The sequence below is a fragment of the Streptomyces sp. NPDC054956 genome (genome assembly GCF_053609185.1).
Genome location: NZ_JBSGXB010000147.1, coordinates 1 through 17,652, shown reverse-complemented (window position 1 = coordinate 17,652; position 17,652 = coordinate 1). Strand labels below are relative to the sequence as shown.

The following is a 17,652-nucleotide window of genomic DNA, read 5'->3' as shown; positions in this document are numbered from 1 at the left end:
CGCGATCAGGACCGAACGGCCTCGCTGCGCTCGGCCGGGGCCCTTCGGGCCCGAGCTCTCCGCTTCGCTCCGGGCTATAGCCGGCCCCTTCGGGGCCGGGGTCCTGCGCTTCGCTTCGGACTGCTCTGGTTCCGCTGCGCTCCACCAGAGCGGGCCGGCTTTGCCGGCCTAGGGACTCCCCTCGCTTCGCTCGGGGAGGTGACCCCGTTTCACGGGGTCCGGGCCTTCGGCCCGTTGGGTGGGTCCGCTGCGCTCCCCCACCTGGCCTTCCGGCTCCGCCTTCAGGCCAAGGCCCGCTCCGCGGGCCCGGCTGGCAGCAGTAGGCAGCCCAGTTGGACTGTCTGCTGTGCGAGGAAGATCACTGAGGTCCCGGCCTGGGCTGACTCCGCTCATGCTGGGTCAGCCCAGCGGGTTCAGACCCCTCGGACGTCGGCGGCCTGCGGGCCCCTCTGTCCCTGGGTCACCTCGAACTCGACCCGTTGGTTCTCCTCCAGGTTCCTGAAGCCCGTGCCCACGATCGCGCTGAAATGAACGAAGACATCAGCACCCCCAGCATCAGGCGAGATGAACCCGAAGCCCTTCTCGCCGTTGAACCACTTCACAGTGCCCTGAGCCATACCCACCCCTAGAAAGACGCCCTCAGGACGCATGGATCGCGTCCGGTTTCACGCCATCCTCCCCAGACGTCAAAGGATGAAAACATGATCGTCAAGCCCATGCAGAGGCTCCGTCAGAACAGTCATCCCACCCAGAATGCTTCAATCTTGTTTGGAGCTAGATTCTGGAAAGATCATCCTATGCCGGGTCTACCGTCACAGGGCCGACAGTCAGTGGAACTGCACAGTGCTCAACCAACCTGCTCATGCAGGCTCAACGCTAAGAAGCCGCCGATCAAGGTCGAGATGCACGATGCCACCGTTCTGTTCACGAAGCTGGCGCCAAGCTGTGTAGCCCGTGAGGATGGCATGCTCCCAGTCTGCAGCCCTGCAGATACTCACTTCCAGGTGCCCCGTCATGTGGGCGATGGTGGTCAGAAGTTCGTTGTCCACATGCTTGATGTCGGCGAAGTAGCGGTGGCGCGCTGCGTAGGAAAAGACAAGAGCCGAGATGCCTTCCTCGATCGCGATCGCACGGCCGCCGTCCTCAGCTTCATCTGTCCGAGTCTCACTCCTGCGCTTGCGACCGAGAAGGAAGCGCGTGACCGGCGACCAGCCAAGGACTGCCGCGTGGGCGAGGTGAAACACATCGTGGAAGCGGTAGTCGTCTTCGATGTGGGAGGCGCTGGTCAATGGGTCCCCAGCAGGGTTTCCATCCTCCCGTGTCACAACGATCAAGGTGCGGCCATCGTCCCGCGTTGTGGGGGTGAAGGTGAGACTCGTCTGGCGCGGCAGGCGCTCGTGTTCAGGAAAACGATCATCGAAACGGGTGTGTTCGGCTTCTGGCGTCGTCCGCCAGCGATCTTTGGTCTTTTCCAGACTTGCGGCAGCAACGTCGTCAAGGTCGAGGCCGAAGCGGTCTGCCAGAGCAGCCACGTACCACAGTACGTCGCCGAGCTCCTCTCGGAGCTGGAGCTTGCCCTGCTCGAAGGCAGGGCCATCCCGCAGGCTCTTCTTGTAGGCGGTCGAGAGGGATCCAACTTCGCCGGCAAGCCCCAAGAGGGGTACAAGGACAGGATCGGTGTCGTCGGCAGAGGGCTGCAGGGTCTTGATGGCGGCCTGCTGGTAGCGCTGGAAGTCCATGTCCACTCCCTTGTCTGATCTTGCGACACCCTTGTCGGGATTCGCGACGTTGTCGTATCCTAGGACAACACCGTTGGAAACGCAGACGATTGGGGGAAGTGCTGAGTACTGCTACGCCACAGCTCGAAGAGATCACCTCGATCATCATCGAGCTTCTCGCCGAACTGCACGGTCAATCAGCGGCGGAGGTCCGCGCAGGCCTCGAAGAGGCGGGAGCCGAGTTGCCAGTCGACTCACTTCTGATCGTGGAGATCCTCACCCGCATCGAGGAGCGCTACTCCGTCACCATTCCCGCCGACCGTGAGTCGGCTCAGGCCACACGGTCTGTTCAATCCTTCGCTCGCGCGGTGCTAGAAGCCATCGTCGAAAGGCAGCAGTCATGAACCCTCCCTCCTCCGACGCCAGAGCACGCGACCCGGAGCTGATCCAGCTCGGGGAGCGGCTCAAGAAGACCCGCGACTACCTCAACATGTCGCAGCAGTTCGTCTCCGACAACACCGGGATTCCCCGATCCGCGATCAGCGACATCGAACGCGGTGAGCGGCGGGTGGACAGCCTGGAGCTGAAGAAGCTGGCCCGCCTGTACCGGCAGCCGGTTGCCTATCTTCTGGCCGATGAGAAGGACGCAGATGCCGGCGAGTACGCCCTGGCTGGACTGCCGCGGGCGCTGGCCCAGCTGACCGACGGAGACCAGAAGACCGTGATGGAGTTCGCGGAGTACCTCTCGCTTCGCCGCGCCGCCGAGCAGGAGGATCCCGGGCAGGACGCCAAGCGGTGAACTGGGCAACGGCGCACCGTATCGCCGGGATCGCTGCTGTCCAAGCCCACCGTGATCTCGGCATTGACCGCACGCGGTATGTACAGGTCCACAAGGCGTTGAAGGTAGCTGGAGTGGCCGGCATGGCTCAGCCCATGCCACGGCTGTTTGGCGTCTACGTCTCACCCTCTGACAACGGTCCAGCCGTGCTCCTCAACGCCGACCTCGACATCGTCACCCAGCGGCATACAGCTGCCCACGAACTGGGGCACCATCGCCTGCTTCACGGCACCTCAGCCGACGACAACCTCAGCCCATTACTCCGGTGGGGCAACGGCAGCTGGCCGGACCACGAGAAGATCGCGGAAGCCTTCGCCGCATGGTTCCTCATGCCCCGCCCAGCAGTGCTGCGCGGACTCGAGCGGATCAGTCAGGGACCCCCGGCCAGTCCAGAGCAGGTGTACCGCCTTGCCAGGGATCTGGGTACGTCGTACGCGGGCACTGTGCGGCACCTACAACATCTCCGGCTGCTGGATGAAGGCCGGGCAAGTCGCTGGGTAAAGATCGCCCCGGCTACTCTCCGCCACACTTTGACCGGCGGTGCCGCCCTGCCTGCGAACACACATGTCCATGTGATCACTGCTGACTCTCATCTTCAGCAACTGCACGCAGATGTCGGTGACGTCCTCCTCGTCCGTATCGACGGCGCCGGCTTCACCTCGTTGCCCAAAGGTCTGTCTCTCTGGACAGCAGGGGCTCCTCCAGCTGCCGGCGACGCGGCCGTGGTGAGCGAGGAACTCTACGGATCTGTTGTCCTGCAGGTCTCAGTGCCCGGACACGACGAACTGCTACAGCTGGAAGTCATCCGAGACTCACCCCGCGCCGGTGTCGACGACGTATGGCCTGACTGACACGCGCAGCCCCGCTGGACCGTGCTTCATCCCCTGTCATGCCAGGAGGTCTCATGATCAGCTTCGATGTCACAGGCCGTGATGTCACTCGCGCCTGGATCGCCGCCTGCAACGCCCTCGACCGCAAAGACAACCCGACGCGCACCGGCCTCCACACTGTTGTACGCATAACCAACCCGACCGCCGACGACATCAGTTTCCGAGCTGATCTGGACCGGCTGCGTACCGCCAAGAAGCACCAGCTGATCGAAACCGTCGCCAGTACGATCTTCCCCGCTGCGCTCGCAGCCCAGGCTGCTGACCATGCCACCCTGGTAGCCCGGTACCGGGCGGCATATCCGAGGCTGAGGCGGTACCCGGGCAATGCTCACGGCACCTACTTCGGCCGGCTCGTTTCCTACCCGGGCGCGGAGAAGAGCCAGATTGACCAGGTTGGCAACATCATCGGCCGGCTCCGTAAACAGGCGTCCTCCAAAGGTCCGATGACGGCCGCCTACGAGGCCGACCTGGCGCACCCATCCGACGGCGAAGTGCCCGCCGAGGCACTCGTCCACGCCGCCGACCGCGACAACCTTTACCGGGGATTCCCCTGCCTGAGCCACTGCTCCTTCCAACTAGACCGTGACGGCCGGGTCCATGGCGCAGCGCTGTATCGCAGCCACTACATGTTCGAACGCGCCTACGGCAACTACCTGGGCCTCGGCCGGCTCTTGGCCTACATCGCCGACCAAGCAGGACTGACACCTGGCACTCTCACGGTCATCGCCGGGCATGCCCACCTGGACGGACCTATCGCTGCCCTCCGCCCACTGCTGAGCGGCACCACACCGATGGCTGCATAGACAGCCTCAGCGGACCACGTCGTTGATTCCCCACTTCGGCGGGAACCAGGCCGGCACCGGTGCCGTCGTAGCGCGGTAGGTCTGCTTGATACGGCTGCGCCCGCTGATGCCTGCGACATCCGGGTGGGCAACGCGCGCGTATTTGTCGACCTCACAGAACAGGTTCTGGCAATCGATCAGCTGTAGCGGCCGTCCTCGCAGTCCGGGGAAGACCAGGCCCAGGCGAGCAAAGTGCTCGTCCTGGGTCTCGGCCATGTACCGGATAACGTCCGACTCGATGCCATCGGCTCTCGGACCGAAGCACTTGCGGATGCCGTCCCGTGCACCAGGGCCAGCTACGACGAAGTCCATCTCCGAGAACGGCATCTCGGCCGCATAGTTCAGGTCGATCACGAACTGGTAAGCCAGGAAAGGGCCGAGGGCCGGATAGCTCAGCAGGACCTCGTAGGCATCCCTCAGGGTCGGTGCGGCAACGACCTTCTGCGGAGCATCGGAGGTCATCAGCATCTCCAGCAGCCGCAGATGGTTACGGTGCTTGCGCTCCTCGCCAAGCTGCGGCGGAGGCACGATGTAGGCAGCCGAGTACAGCCGCTCCCCCGCCGCGAACGTGCGTGACAGCACATCGTCATAGGCTCGGTAGTCGTACCCGTCCCAGCGCAGCTCCCCCAGCGCATCAGAGAGCAGCCGCCAGGTGGACTCCTTGTTGAAGATCTTGAGCAGCAGAGTGCGGAAGAAGACTTCGTCCCACTCTTGGTCGCCTTCGTAGATGACGTCACTGATCAAGAACTGGCTGACGCGGTCGGCGGCGCGATAGCAGTTGGTGAAACGATGCCGGGCCAGAATCGGGTCGTCTGTCCACGGCTGGGCCTTCCCCGCGAGGCGGGCCTCATAGACGGCCTGCCTCGCGGCGGCAAAGCGCCAGTAGGTGTCGAAGACCGGTGTGGGCTGCAGATCCCGGCCACGCACACGCACTGGGATCACCGCGGAGTCGAGCCGTGCGGGAGCCTGACGGTCTTGCACCAACATCACCATGCACGCAATATATATTCGTTGTATATCTGCTGTCACCGAGGAGGAGCCATGGAGTTGCTGTGCCAGCAGCAACGCTGCACGACTTCCGTGCTCTGGCCCGAGGACGTCGACCGCAGGCTGAACATCCTGGTCCGCGCGGCTGCAGCAGCCGGCGAGCGCACCTCCCGCGCCGAACTGCTAGCCGCGCTCGTAGCCGCCGTCGACGTCGCACCCGAGCAGGTGTCCGACCTCCTGCACCACTACCGCCGTCTACCCGCAGACGCACTCACCGGCGACGAAGAACGCACCGACCTTCCCGTCGTACGCGCACCCGGACCACGCCGCGGCACCCCGACCTAACGAACCTCCGCCCTCACAAGTCACGTGGCAGAGGCGTCACTACACGGGGATACCAGCCGGATGGGTTCCACCCCACGTACCAGCGCATGTGCCCACGCCACCACGCATGGTTCACCCTCCACTGGGCGCGGCGAGGCCGGGCGGCCTCCGAAATTCGCTTTGCGGAGCGTCGAGGGGTTGGTCATCGAACCCGGAAGGACCCCACGGATGGGCAGTGCCCACCTTGAACGACGCAAGCGCGAACCCGGATAAGTACAGCCCACGCGCTCGTCGCGAGGTCGACCGCCAGGCGTCCGGGCGACAGCTTCGGGCCCACGCGCAGCAGCCGAGGGACTCGAGGTCGTCCGAGGCTCTGTGCAGGGCGTATCCGCGAACCGCGGCCGCCGCTCGGTAGCCCTGCGGCCCCCTGACCTCACATCCCAGCGGCACAGAAGCGGAGGTGCTCCCTCATGTCCGGGGATAGAGTCTCGACCTGCGCAGAGGGGGTTTGATGAGTGAACGAGTTGTAAAACTGTCGGACATCCCAGGGGCCGGCGATGAACTTGAGGACTACGTGGCCGCGCTCTTCCAGGCGTCGGGACACTTCGTAGAAAAGTCGCTCGTGGAGTCCGATCCGACGGATCTCCTTGAGCTCGACATCGTCACCACCGACTACACCCACGATGAAGTCGTACGCCGGCTTACTGAGGTCAAGGGCGGGGGCTGGGGATACACCGATCTGTTCAAGGTGGTCGGTTGGATGCAGTATCTGAAGATCCAGCACGGCGGTTTCTTCCACACCAACTGGGATGGCCGCGAGAACGCTCCGACTCGGATGAACCCGCTGGGGCTGGAAGTCGTCTGCTTCAACGACTTCGAAGCCGCTCCTACGCAGTTCGAGGAGAAGGGCTTCGGTTCCTTCGTAGAGCCGTATCTCCTCGACCTCTGGTGGTACTCGTACGGCGTGGAGCGTAGGTTCATCAAGCTCATCCATGCGCGGGCGAAGAGGGGCGAAGAGGGGGCGAAGGCAGCGAAGACCTACCACCGCCAGATCAACAACGGCACCTTCTTCGCGCGCGCTCCGGAGGAGTCCCTGGCGATGCTGTACGAGGCATACCAGGAGCACCCGAAGCTGTCGCTCGGCTACGCCCACGAACTGGACGGGGGTTCGTTCGACCCGCAGTCGCCTTCCTCAACCAGCCCGAGCTACACGGCGATGATGCGCGAGGGCACGTTTCCGGAACTCCAAGCCTGCACATACTTCGAACACCGAGCCCGCCTCTCGATCCTCAAGGCAGCGGTCGACTACGCCCTGACCCACCCCGAAGGCGTCCCGGAACAGGAAGCTGAGGGAGGGAAGTGGCTCTTCCAGGGCCTGACCTACCACGCCCTTCCGACGACCTTCCACAGCGGCATCAAGTGGCTACGCAAGCAACCGAACTACCCACGCTATGCGACCTTCTGGCAGCAGTTCCTGTGGGGATGGGGCGGGTTCTACCTGGAAGACCGGCAGGAGCAGGAGTTCGAGTGGATGTCGAGGTACTCCGGCATCCCCGCCGACGAGATCCCGACCGCGCTCGAAGCATTCGACCGCTTCTTCCCCATCCCCAACGACTGGTTCGTCACAGCCGGGCGCACGGACGTGCGCATGGCCAAGATGGTGCCGCTGGTGTTCCAAGGGATCGGCGCCCATCACCGCCGTGTCCAGTACGGCCTCAACGATCAGCCGAACCTCGACGCACTGAACCCGAGCTCCCCGTACACCCTCAGTGATCTCCGTAGAAGCATCGGCTGCGCGGTTGACCTCCTGCTCCTCACGGACAAGGAGCTCAAGAAGTACGCGACAGGCTCACCGCCCGCGGAAGGAGCCAAGCCAGCCTGAAGGTGGCAGCCCATACCGCCGACCCGCGCGGAACCGATTTCCCTCGACCTGCTGGGCATCTGTTGCGAAAGGGCCCGGTCGGGACGGCGAACACGAGACCGTAGTGGGGTGAGCCATTACCTCTCCCTCCTGCGGACCGCTCCTCTGCAGGGAGAAACGACCTCGTCGCTGATCTGCCGCATCGCAAGCCGCTACGGGATGGAAGCAAAGGCATTGCGGTCTTGGTGGCAATGGAGCAGCTATCAACCTGTGCATGACGGCGGGCGTGGGCGAGCCGACGCCGAGGTACTGCTGAACGCGGCCGGGCGGCAGCTCTTGGCGAGCCTGTGCGGTGTCAGGGAGGACGTGTTGGCGCGCGCGTTGCCGTCCTGGGAGCTGGGCGACGCCAAGTCACCCGCCGAAGGAGTGCCGGCGGCGGTGTGGCGGATCGGCGGTACGGTCGGCGGGCCGGTGGCGTTCGGCTGCCGCCTGTGTACGGCCCGGCGCACGGGGGTGGCGGCTCGGGTCGTACAGTACGCGCCACGTTGGCAGCGGGTGTGTGTCGGGCACGGGCGGTGGCTCCTGGACGCGGATGCCGACCAGCCCCTGGAGTATCTGGGTGTGAGGCTGCTGCCGGAGGTGAGCGCTGCGCAGCGGCGGTGGGCCGGGGTGGCGCGGCGTGCGGTGCGTGCCGGGGTTGTGCCGGAGGGGGTGTTCGCTTTGGCGTATGCGGTGGTGGCCCGCTGGTGGGAGCAGGCCTTGGGCTGGGAGCGGGAGACGATCTGGCCGCGGCGTCTGCATCAGGTCGCGGGCGGTGATGCTGGTGGTGATCTGGAGCGGTGGCGGATCATGGGGCGGGATGTGATCGTCTTCCCCGAGGTGGTGGCGGTCGCCGACGCGCTGCTGGACCCGGGCATGGTCGAGCTGGTGTGGAAGGACAGTGGTGCCGGGCAGCCGCGGGCGCTGCCCGCCGACGGCGTGTTCTGCCGCCGGCTCGGTGAGCTGATTGGGCGGGAATGGCTGGGGCCTCTGGCGGCGACCGATTACGGCGGTCCGTTGACGTCCTGGATGGGCGCAGTCATCCGCCAGCGCCGCGGAGCCGGCGGTCCGCCCGGATACGACAGCGATCCGTGGTGGGTGCGTCAGGAGCATCAGCCTGCGTCCATGGCCGGACAGCTGCGAGTGCTGGGCAAGGAAAAGAAGGCGCCCGGTACGGGGACGATGTGGCGGACGGCGGTGCCGCCCGAGCAGCGGGCCCTCATCGGCAGCCTCATCGACAGTGCCGAGGAGCAGCTCGTCCAGCTGCGCGGCGTGCAGAGCGGGCCGACCGCCGATGTCGCCAGGCAGTTGCTGCGCGGTCTCGGGCACAGTGCCGGTCTGGTTGAGGCGGCCTGGAAGCGGACCGCGGTGGCGGCGGTGAATGGCGGGGTGCCGCTGGAGGAGGTGGCCCGGTGGGTGGACCTATCGGCCGAGGAGCTCAGGAGCATGCTGACAGCGGGCAAGGAGGAAGACAGCGACTGAAAGCGCAGCACGGACGGGTGCGTTGGCTTTTCGCTGACACTGCACTCGTTTGTGGCAGAAATCCTGAAAGCAGCGGGGTCCGTCGGCGGGAGGGGCTTGGCTGGCTCAGGTGACCAGCGTAGGAGGGGCCCGGTCCGGGAGCCGGGCGGGGCGAGTGGTTGTGGATCCTGGGAGTGCCTTCGAGGCGGTCTTCCTCGACCCGGTCGGGCAGACGGTCCAGCAGCGGTGGACGGATGCCGCCGTGGCTGTGGCGTTCGAGGAATTGGAGCCGGTGTCGGCGTTCCCGGTGATCCCGGGGCGCCGGTGGGGGCCGGGATTGTGGTGGTCGGCGACGACCGGGCGGCATGTGGCCGCGGGGTCGAACGCGATGCGGACCCAGCTGATGGTCCTGGATCGAGATCCGCGGGTAATCGGGCTCGCGGGGCGGCCGGTGCGGCTGCTGTGGCGCAGCGACCGTGGGCAGGTGCGTTCGTGGGTGCCGCAGCTCTTCGCCCGGTACAGCGACGGCAGCGCTCTGCTGGCCGACTGCCCCAGCCACCCGGAAGCGGGAGGTGAGCGTGCGGTGAAGGCCGCCGAAGCGGTGAGTGAGGCGTGTGCTCAGATCGGCTGGAGCTACCTGCGTCTTGCACCGCTCGACGATGTCGCGGCCGCCAATCTGAAATGGCTGGCCGGCTACCGCCATCCCCGCAACCAGGGGCGTACTGGCCTTATGGCGGCCGTACTCGGCGCGTTCGCGCAGCCCCGGCCGCTCATCGAAGGCGCCGAAGCGGCCGGCGACCCCATCGAGGTTCTTCCCGTCGTCTTCCACGCCCTGTGGCTCGGACAGCTGACGACACCGCTGCAGAGCCCTCTGCACGAACGCGTCCTCGTCGGCCCGGGGAGCTCGAGCCGTTCCGGCGAGAGGGGAGGTATCCGGTGACCGTGAGGCGCAATGCCCGGCCGACTGTGAAGGTAGGGGCGCATGTCCGTTTCCGTGAGGTGAAGTGGCAGGTGGTCGCCCTGTCCGGGCAGGACATCCGCCTGGTCGGCCCGGACGGTGGCGGTGAGACGGTGCTCGCCGGGTACCTGTTCGCCGACCCCGGCTTCGCCGTCATCGGAGCCGACCCACCTGCGGCGGTGCCGCAGTGGGGGCTGTTCGAGACTGCCCCTGCCGCGGCGCGCGAGAAGGCGCTGGCCTGGCAGCGGCACGTGAGGGAAGTCGAATGCGGGCTGCCCGGCGGGCCCGGCAGCGAAGGCGTCGTACGGGAGCAGTACGACCCCGCACAGCACACGCTGGCCGAGCGGGAACTGGCCAAGGCCGAGGAGCTGACCGCGCTCGGGTTCGGCCGTGTCTCACGCACCACGGTGCAGCGCATGCGCCTGGACTACCGCAAGCAGGGCCTGTGGGGGCTCCTCGACCACCGCACCACCCGCGCCTCCAGCCCCACCGGGCGGGCCGACGAACGGGTTGTGGCCGCCGTCCGTGAAGCGCTGCGCCGCCGGCGTGGCCGTTCCAAGGGAACCATCAACGGCCTCTTCCCTCTGATCACCCAGATCCTGGAAAAGCGGCACGGTCCCGGCACTGTGCCAGCGCCGTCCCAGGCCACGCTGTACCGTCTCGTCACTTCTCTCGCCCGCCCCGGCGAACTGCCCTCCGGACCGGTCCGCCAGATCCCCGCGAGTTTCGACGGGCGGGCCTTCACTCCCGCCATCGCGCTGCGGCCCGGCGAGCAGGTCCAGGTCGACACCACCCGCCTGGACGTCCTGGCCCTCTTCGACGACGGCACCCTGGCCCGCCCCGAACTCACCATCGCCATCGACGTCGCCACCCGCGCCATCCTCGCCGCCGTCCTGTGCCCCAGCGCGACCAAGGCCGTCGACGCGGCCCTGCTCCTCGCGGAGATGGCCGTCCCGCACCCCGCTCGGCCCGCCTGGCCCGACATCCTGCGCATGGACCAGGCCCCCGCCCTGCCCTACCGCCGGCTGGCCACGCTGGACGAGCGCCTGGCCGGGGCCGCGGCCCGGCCGGTCGTCCTGCCCGAGACGATCGTCGTCGACCGCGGCAAAGTCTTCGTCTCCCGCGCGTTCACCGCCGCCTGCGAGAGCCTCGGCATCAGTGTCCAGCCCGCCCCGCCCCACGCCCCTACCGCCAAAGGCATCGTGGAGCGAGCTTTCGGCACCATCAACGCCATGTGGTGCCAGTACCTGCCTGGCTACACCGGATCCGACGTCACCCGCCGTGGTCGCGACACCGAGCACGAAGCCTGCTACAGCGTTACCCAGCTGCAGGACCTCCTCGACGAATGGCTGGTGCACTACCACCACCGGCCCCACGAAGGCCTGCGCCACCCGATGATGCCGGGCAAAGCCCTCACCCCGAACCAGATGTGGGCCGCCCTTCTCGCCGTCGCCGGCTACGTGCCCGTCCCCCTCACCGGCGGCGACTACCTCGAACTGCTGCCCCTGCGGTGGCAGGCCATCACCGCTTCCGGCATCCGCATCCACCACCGCACCTACGACCACGACCTCCTCGCCCCCTACCGCCGCCAGTCCTCCCCCCATGCCAGCCGCAACGGGAAGTGGGAGATCCACTACAACCCCCACGACGTCCGCCAGATCTGGGTCCGCCTGCCCGACGGCGCACTCACCGAAATCCCCTGGATCCACCGCGACCACGTCCACCAGCCGTTCAACGACCACACCTGGCAGCACATCAGGTCCCTCGCCCTGCACAGCAACCACAGCGACGCCGAGCAGCAGGAAGCCGACCTCGCCGACGCCCTCGACCAGCTGATGCGCCGCGTCCACAGCGGCCACGCCACCAAGACCGAACGAGCCCTCATCGCCCGCACAGCCACCGTCCCGGTGCCCGCCGCCCGGCCCGCAGAACACCCTGTCGGCACCAGCACCGGACACCATGCCGGCGACCGTGCACAGCACGGCGAGGACGCGCAGTACGGCGAGGACGACAGCATCGACGACCTCGACGACCTGCCCGACGACGACAGCCGGCCCGCCTCGCAGGCAGGCGGGTTCGGGCTCTACGACGCACACGAGGAAGCCGCCAAGTGGTGAACAACCCGCACCCCACGACACCGGACCCGAGCAGCACAACACCAGCCGGCGCGGACGGCAGCAGCGCGGTCGAGGCGTCCTGGCCGCTGACCACCTGGCAGGGCTGGCAGCGCTTCGCCACCACCGACCCCCCGGCCCCACCCCAGCCCGGCGACCCGCCCCGCAGCGTTGCAGAACGCCTCGCCTACCACTCCCGCTTCGTCACCATCCGCACACCCGCCATCGACACCCTCGCCACCCAGGTACGCACCCTGATGATCCTCGGCCGTCACCAGCAGGCCACCGCACGCCCTTCCCTGATCGTCACCGGGCCCGCAGCGGCCGGGAAAACAACGGCCCTCCTCCACGTCGGCCGGGCCTGCCACCTCGCCCACCAACGCAAAAACCCCGCCCCGCCCCGGTCAGCCCACGCTGCGGTACCCGTCGCCTACGTCCTCGTCCCGCCCGGCGCCACCGCGAAGACCCTCATCACCGAGTTCGCCCGCTACCTCGCCATCCCCATAACCGCCCGCATGACCCAGACCCAGATCACTGACGCCGTCTGCCACACCTACACAGCCGCCGGTGTCCAACTCGTCCTCGTCGACGAAATCCACCGCCTCAACCCCCGCACCACCACAGGCGCCCAAACCGCCGACCTCATCAAAGACCTCACCGAACGCCTCCCCGCGACGTTCGTCTACGCCGGGATCAACGTCACCGACACCCCTCTGTTCACCGGAACCCGCGGCGCCCAACTCGCCGGACGCGCCACCCTGGTCACCTGCGGCCCACTCCCCGCCCGCCACGGCACCCGCCAACCATTCCGCAACGTCATCACCGACATCGAAAACGCCCTCGACCTCACCCACCACAAGCCCGGCACCCTCCCCCGCCACGCGGTGTATCTCCACCAACGCACCGCCGGCCGCATCGGATCCCTCACCCGACTCATCCGCCAAGCCGCCATCACCGCCATCAGTGACGGCACCGAACGCATCACCAAAACAGCACTCGACGCCATCCAACTCGACCACCTCGCCGAAACCCACCACCACCCCACCCGAACCCGCTAACCCCGAACCCGCTAACCCCGACCCCGACCCCGACCCCGACCCCGACAACACGAAAGGGCCCTGACCAGCACAAACGCCGGCCGAGCCCTTACATGCTAGAACCATCCACAACACACCACGCCACACTCAGCGCGGAACACATAGCCCCAGGTCAGACACCCGAACCACTCCCCCGGACCCGCCTACCCGACCTCTCAACGAACTCACAACACACCAGCTCAGACGAAACCCGGTGCATCAACCACCACCCCCTCCAGCGTCAGCCGCCCGACCCCAGGCCGCTGCCGTCGGTGGCTGCCTACGACGAACTGCTGCGGCTGCGCCGCCGGCACGCCGGACCATCCGCCCAACAGGGGGAATCATGACCGCAAAGCGCAACCGGGGACTGACCGAGGAAGCCGCGGACGCGGCCGTGGACCAAGCATGCCGAATGCTGCGGCTGCCGACGATCCGGGCCCAGTACCCGGAACTGGCCGCGGCCGCCGCACAGGACCAGATGACCTACCGCGGGTTTCTGGCCGAGCTACTGATGTCGGAATGCGACGACAGGGCCCGGCGCCGCTCCGAGCGGCGCATCAAGGCCGCCGGCTTCCCGCGCGACAAATCACTCCGGGCCTTCGACTTCGATGCCAACCCGGCCATCGACCCTGCGGCCATCCACACCCTGGCCTCCTGCGACTGGGTCAAGAAGAGCATGCCGCTCTGCCTGATCGGCGACTCCGGGACCGGGAAATCACACCTGCTGATCGCACTCGGCACTGAGGCCGCGATGCACGGCTACCGGGTCAAGTACGTCCTCGCGACCAAACTCGTGAACGAACTCGTCGAAGCCGCCGACGAGAAACTCCTCGCCAAGACCATCGCCCGCTATGGTCGCGTCGACCTTCTCTGTATTGATGAGCTGGGATATATGGAACTGGACCGGCGCGGAGCCGAACTACTCTTCCAGAGCGCGAGGAAAAGAGCTCTGTGGCGATAGCCTCCAACGAATCGTTTGGAGGCTGGACGAAAACCTTCACCGACCCCCGACTCTGCGCGGCCATCGTCGACCGCCTAACATTCGGCGGCAACATCATCGAAACCGGAACCGACTCCTACCGACTGGCCGTCACACGGGCCCGCGCCGAAGCCGCCGCGGCGGTCACAAGCTGACGTTTGTCCCGTTCACGGGGCCAGAGCTGTCTCCTTGGCCATCGGCACGCACGTGCGAATGGTCCACGGTGGTGCCGTCTGGATTCAACCCGAAGGCCGCCGAAAGAACAGCGGGGAGATCCGCTTCCGGAAGTGCGGCACGTATCTCAGCCAGGACCTGAGGGAAGTCTTCATCGTCAATGAGTCCCATGTATTCCTGGCGCAGTCGGTAAATGACCTCAACGAGCTCGGGCCGTAGTTGCATCCAGGCACGAGACGAACGGATCTCTTCGTCGACTTGGTCCATGAACCAGCGCATGACCTCGTAGGGAACTTCCAGGTGACGCCCGCGAGGATCGAAGCACACCGTCGGTTCTCGTGCAGGATCCTCGTCGGGGACGACTGCGGTCACAAGGTGGAGTTGCTCGGCGGCAAGCTCCAGTTCCAAGTACCAGGCGTCATCGGCCACGGAGTACATCGCGGTAATCGCGTAGTGGCCATTGGGGTGTGGGATGGGCATGGCCGCATGCTTTCACGCTTGCCAAGGCGGGGCGTCGCGAGCCCTACGGCCACAGCTCGGACCGGCTTGATCTACCGGTCCGAGAGGTCGACCACCTTCCAGAACGGCTGAAGCATTGGCCGCTTACGTGTCCGAGGTGGAGTCACTTCTCACATTCAGATCTTGCTCCTGATACCCCTGAACGGAGTCAGAACTGACCTACCTCTGGGGTCAGTTGTCGGGTCTTACAAGATTTTCGTAGACGTTGATCAGGTGCGGTCCGTGGCGTCAGTCGTCGGCGGCGACGAGCAGGGTCAGGGACGACTCCTGGCGATCGATGACCACGAACTCGTGGAAGTCGATGTGCACGCCTCCCCAGTCGTGGAACGCCTCGGGCCCGAGATTCGAGAGTTCGTAGCAGCTGGTAGCCGCCCGGAGCACGGGATGCACCTCACGTTCCAGAGCGTCCTCCAGGGAGCTGGGAAGCGGGCCATGTTGGCCGGCCCAGCTCTGGAGGGTTCTGGCCGCGTCGTCCCGGGTGATCGCCCGGTAGGCGTCGGAGGTGACGTTCTGGGTCCAGTACGGGCCGTGCCGGGTGCCGGCCGGGTCGACGCCGCCCCCCGCGTAGTCGTCGCGGAACTGGACATTGGCGATCAAGGCCACGATGACGTCGAGATCGCTGGGCGCGTCAGCCGGCAGGCGGAACCTCTTGATGTCGATCCAGCGGTAGCCGTGCCCTCCGGAATCGCTGAAGACATGGTCGCGGAAGTTGATGAAGATACTGTCCGAGTGAGTGAGTTCCTGCACGTCACCAGCCTATGGGCGGATCAGTCACGGGTCAGCGCTGAGATCCTCTGCGGTTGGTGGGGCAGTGCGGCGTGAGGCTGCGACGAGCAGGACGCGCTTGCGCAGCAGACGGATCCGGGCCCGGCCTCCCATCTGGCGTTTGATCAGTTTCAGGTCGGTGACGCGGCCTTCATTGATGCCGGAGTTGTAGGTGAGGGTGAGTCCCGCGCGGACAGCATCGAGGTCCGCGGCCAGGCCCCGGGCGAAGCTGGGCAGGGCGGGCAGACCGCTGGCGCAGACGGTGTCGATCCAGGTGTCCAGGCCGTTGTCGGTGCCTGAGGTGAGCAGAGTGCCGAAGGCCCGAACATGCTGATCAGTGGCTTCGAGTTCCGGGCAGCGGACCAGGACCCTCTTGAGTTGGGTCCGCTGGTCTTCGGTGAGGTTCTCGGGGCGGCAGGTGAGCCAGCGCGTCATCTCCAGAACACCGGGTGCCGCGGGCTGGGGCACTGCTCCCGCCGGATGCCCGCGTTCGGCAGCGCGGTGCGGGGCAAGGAGATCGCGGACGATGCCATAGCTGCCGGTGTAACCGCGCGCGGTGATCTCGCGGTGCAGGGCGGTGCTGCTGTGTTCCCCTTCATCCCATCGTTGCAGCAGGTAGTCGCGGTGCGGGTCTAGCAGGCTCGGTCTTCTGGGCCAGAGCGGGACCTTGTCCTGCCAGCGATCCACCCGGGCGTAGCGTTGGACCGTTTTGCGGCCGATACCCAGTTGGCGGGCCACCGCCCGTAGGCCCATGCCCTGGGCGAGGAGGTCGTGGACGGCGGTGTGGGTGGCACGGGCCCGGTCCGCGGCCCGCCCGGCGGGCTCGGGGAGTGCGGCGCTGTGGGCGCCGGTTCCCGGATCGGGTCCTGCCATCGGTACGGTGCCACGTGGCGGAGGTGTTAGGCAGGCGCGGTGAGCCGCGACCACGTCCCGGACCCGTCGGGTCAGCCCTTGCCACAGGTGGAAACGGTCACTGACCTGCACTGCTTCGGGCGCGCCCGCCGTGATACCCGCACGATAGACCTCCGACCCGTCCCGGCACACCACCTGCACACCAGGGTGCTCACGCAGCCACATGGCCAGGGACTCAGCGGTACGGCCCTCCCACACCTCGATCGGCAGCCGGGTCAGCGTGTCGACCAAAATCGTTCCATAGCTCTGCCCCCGGAGCAGGGCGAAGTCATCGACACCCAGCACCCGGGGCACGGCAGCGGGAGGGTCCGGCAGCGCCATGACGATGCGCAGCAGGGTGCTCCAGCTGACCCGCTGATGAAGGTGGACCAGCAAGCGGGCTCCCGCACTGCCTGCCAGGGCGACCGCGAAGGCCTCAACCACGCGCTGCAGAGCCGGGGTCCGGCGCTGGTAGCGCACCGTCAACCCGCCGACCTGCTCCGCGAACGTCACCTTCGGGCACGCCGCGTTTTCGCAGTACAGCCGACGCACCGATATATCGATCCGCACCGCCCGCCCGCCGACGGCCTCGTCTCCGAGGTGGCGCACGTAGCGACTGTGCTCCCATGCCGACCACTGACCGCAGCCCGGACATTCCGCAGGCGCCGCACGAGTACGTGCGGTCACCACCAATATGTCCCTCTCGACCCGCACCGACTCGACCATGACCGTGCCGAATTGCGGCAAGAGCTTCCTCAGTATCTCGTCACACCGTCGGAGCATCCTGCTGCAGAGAACGGATGTCACGCCCCGTCAGCGATCTCGATCAAGCCCTACGAAAATCTTGTAAGACCCCAGTTGTCACTGACGCAGCCAACCTGGCGACCCTGGCATCTGGACTCCGTCGGGCCGGCTACGGAGGTCACGTTGACGGCCGCCGCCGGTGGCCCGAGGTGCGACCTGTTCTTCCTGTACTCCACGGATCAAGATCAGGCAGAGCTGGACCTGGCCTATGCCCCGGAGGGTAGCGAGCCCTTCGTCCGGCAGTAGACCAGCAGACCGGTCACCGCGGAGAACCTGAGCCTGTGCACGAGGGGGGGGGGGGGGTACACCGACCGCATGCGGGCCCAACAGCACGCAGACCCAGCCTGGCGGGGGCCGCCCGGGGCACCCCCGCCCCACCCACCGGGGCTGGCCGGCCTGCGGCCGCAGGTCA

The 17,652-nt window shown here is 66.7% G+C and carries 16 protein-coding genes and 1 pseudogene; 11 read left to right on the top strand and 6 right to left on the bottom strand.

Annotated features, from left to right (window positions below; all coding sequences use genetic code 11):
* Positions 1 to 413: 413 nt before the first annotated feature.
* The gene (locus tag ACWGDE_RS22415) at positions 414 to 617 is read right to left on the bottom strand and encodes a cold-shock protein (RefSeq protein ID WP_453390769.1); all 204 of its coding nucleotides are present in this window, start codon (positions 615 to 617) and stop codon (positions 414 to 416) included.
* 243 nt (positions 618 to 860) lie between these two features.
* Positions 861 to 1,739 (bottom strand): nucleoside triphosphate pyrophosphohydrolase family protein, encoded by an 879-nt coding sequence (locus ACWGDE_RS22410; RefSeq protein WP_381609831.1) that lies wholly within the window; start codon positions 1,737 to 1,739, stop codon positions 861 to 863.
* 98 nt (positions 1,740 to 1,837) lie between these two features.
* Here ACWGDE_RS22410 and ACWGDE_RS22405 point away from each other — a divergent pair, with 98 nt between their 5' ends.
* The 4 genes from ACWGDE_RS22405 to ACWGDE_RS22390 are packed head-to-tail and all read left to right on the top strand — an operon-like array spanning position 1,838 to position 4,249.
* Positions 1,838 to 2,122, top strand: a complete 285-nt coding sequence (locus tag ACWGDE_RS22405; RefSeq protein WP_453390768.1) for an acyl carrier protein — start codon at positions 1,838 to 1,840, stop codon at positions 2,120 to 2,122.
* On the top strand, positions 2,119 to 2,517 hold the full coding sequence (locus ACWGDE_RS22400) for a helix-turn-helix domain-containing protein (protein ID WP_381522927.1): 399 nt from the start codon (positions 2,119 to 2,121) through the stop codon (positions 2,515 to 2,517). The genes ACWGDE_RS22405 and ACWGDE_RS22400 overlap by 4 nt, the downstream gene beginning before the upstream one ends.
* A complete protein-coding gene (locus ACWGDE_RS22395) occupies positions 2,514 to 3,407 on the top strand; it encodes an ImmA/IrrE family metallo-endopeptidase (protein WP_453390767.1) in 894 nt (297 codons plus the stop codon). The genes ACWGDE_RS22400 and ACWGDE_RS22395 overlap by 4 nt, the downstream gene beginning before the upstream one ends.
* 53 nt (positions 3,408 to 3,460) lie before the next feature.
* Positions 3,461 to 4,249 (top strand): thymidylate synthase, encoded by a 789-nt coding sequence (locus tag ACWGDE_RS22390; protein ID WP_453390766.1) that lies wholly within the window; start codon positions 3,461 to 3,463, stop codon positions 4,247 to 4,249.
* A 6-nt stretch (positions 4,250 to 4,255) separates the two neighbouring features.
* Here ACWGDE_RS22390 and ACWGDE_RS22385 read toward each other — a convergent pair whose 3' ends face one another.
* On the bottom strand, positions 4,256 to 5,281 hold the full coding sequence (locus ACWGDE_RS22385; RefSeq protein WP_453390765.1) for a nucleotide kinase domain-containing protein: 1,026 nt from the start codon (positions 5,279 to 5,281) through the stop codon (positions 4,256 to 4,258).
* Positions 5,282 to 5,329: 48 nt separating this feature from the next.
* Here ACWGDE_RS22385 and ACWGDE_RS22380 point away from each other — a divergent pair, with 48 nt between their 5' ends.
* From ACWGDE_RS22380 to istB, 7 genes and pseudogenes are all read left to right on the top strand, one after another.
* Positions 5,330 to 5,620 carry a hypothetical protein gene (locus ACWGDE_RS22380; RefSeq protein WP_453390764.1) on the top strand — a complete coding sequence of 97 codons (291 nt, stop codon included), beginning with the start codon at positions 5,330 to 5,332 and terminating at the stop codon, positions 5,618 to 5,620.
* Positions 5,621 to 6,110: 490 nt separating this feature from the next.
* Entirely contained in the window at positions 6,111 to 7,481 is a 1,371-nt protein-coding gene (locus ACWGDE_RS22375; RefSeq protein ID WP_453390763.1) for a hypothetical protein, read from the top strand.
* Between the two features lie 108 nt (positions 7,482 to 7,589).
* Positions 7,590 to 8,981 carry a DNA-binding protein gene (locus ACWGDE_RS22370; RefSeq protein WP_453390762.1) on the top strand — a complete coding sequence of 464 codons (1,392 nt, stop codon included), beginning with the start codon at positions 7,590 to 7,592 and terminating at the stop codon, positions 8,979 to 8,981.
* Between the two features lie 154 nt (positions 8,982 to 9,135).
* On the top strand, positions 9,136 to 9,900 hold the full coding sequence (locus ACWGDE_RS22365) for a TnsA-like heteromeric transposase endonuclease subunit (protein WP_453390771.1): 765 nt from the start codon (positions 9,136 to 9,138) through the stop codon (positions 9,898 to 9,900).
* A 59-nt stretch (positions 9,901 to 9,959) separates the two neighbouring features.
* On the top strand, positions 9,960 to 12,035 hold the full coding sequence (locus tag ACWGDE_RS22360; protein ID WP_453390761.1) for a Mu transposase C-terminal domain-containing protein: 2,076 nt from the start codon (positions 9,960 to 9,962) through the stop codon (positions 12,033 to 12,035).
* A gap of 86 nt (positions 12,036 to 12,121) precedes the next feature.
* Positions 12,122 to 13,090 (top strand): TniB family NTP-binding protein, encoded by a 969-nt coding sequence (locus ACWGDE_RS22355; RefSeq protein ID WP_453390770.1) that lies wholly within the window; start codon positions 12,122 to 12,124, stop codon positions 13,088 to 13,090.
* Positions 13,091 to 13,451: 361 nt separating this feature from the next.
* Positions 13,452 to 14,242 (top strand): annotated as a pseudogene (gene istB, locus ACWGDE_RS22350) (IS21-like element helper ATPase IstB).
* On the opposite strand, the gene ACWGDE_RS22345 reads toward istB, so the two are convergent.
* The 3 genes from ACWGDE_RS22345 to ACWGDE_RS22335 all read right to left on the bottom strand — a co-directional run bounded on the left by ACWGDE_RS22345 (position 14,232) and on the right by ACWGDE_RS22335 (position 17,183).
* Positions 14,232 to 14,741 carry a hypothetical protein gene (locus ACWGDE_RS22345; protein ID WP_453390760.1) on the bottom strand — a complete coding sequence of 170 codons (510 nt, stop codon included), beginning with the start codon at positions 14,739 to 14,741 and terminating at the stop codon, positions 14,232 to 14,234. The pseudogene istB and the gene ACWGDE_RS22345 overlap by 11 nt on opposite strands.
* A gap of 267 nt (positions 14,742 to 15,008) precedes the next feature.
* Positions 15,009 to 15,527, bottom strand: a complete 519-nt coding sequence (locus ACWGDE_RS22340; RefSeq protein ID WP_453390759.1) for a hypothetical protein — start codon at positions 15,525 to 15,527, stop codon at positions 15,009 to 15,011.
* Positions 15,528 to 15,551: 24 nt separating this feature from the next.
* On the bottom strand, positions 15,552 to 17,183 hold the full coding sequence (locus ACWGDE_RS22335; RefSeq protein WP_453390758.1) for an ISL3 family transposase: 1,632 nt from the start codon (positions 17,181 to 17,183) through the stop codon (positions 15,552 to 15,554).
* Between the last annotated feature and the right edge of the window lie 469 nt (positions 17,184 to 17,652).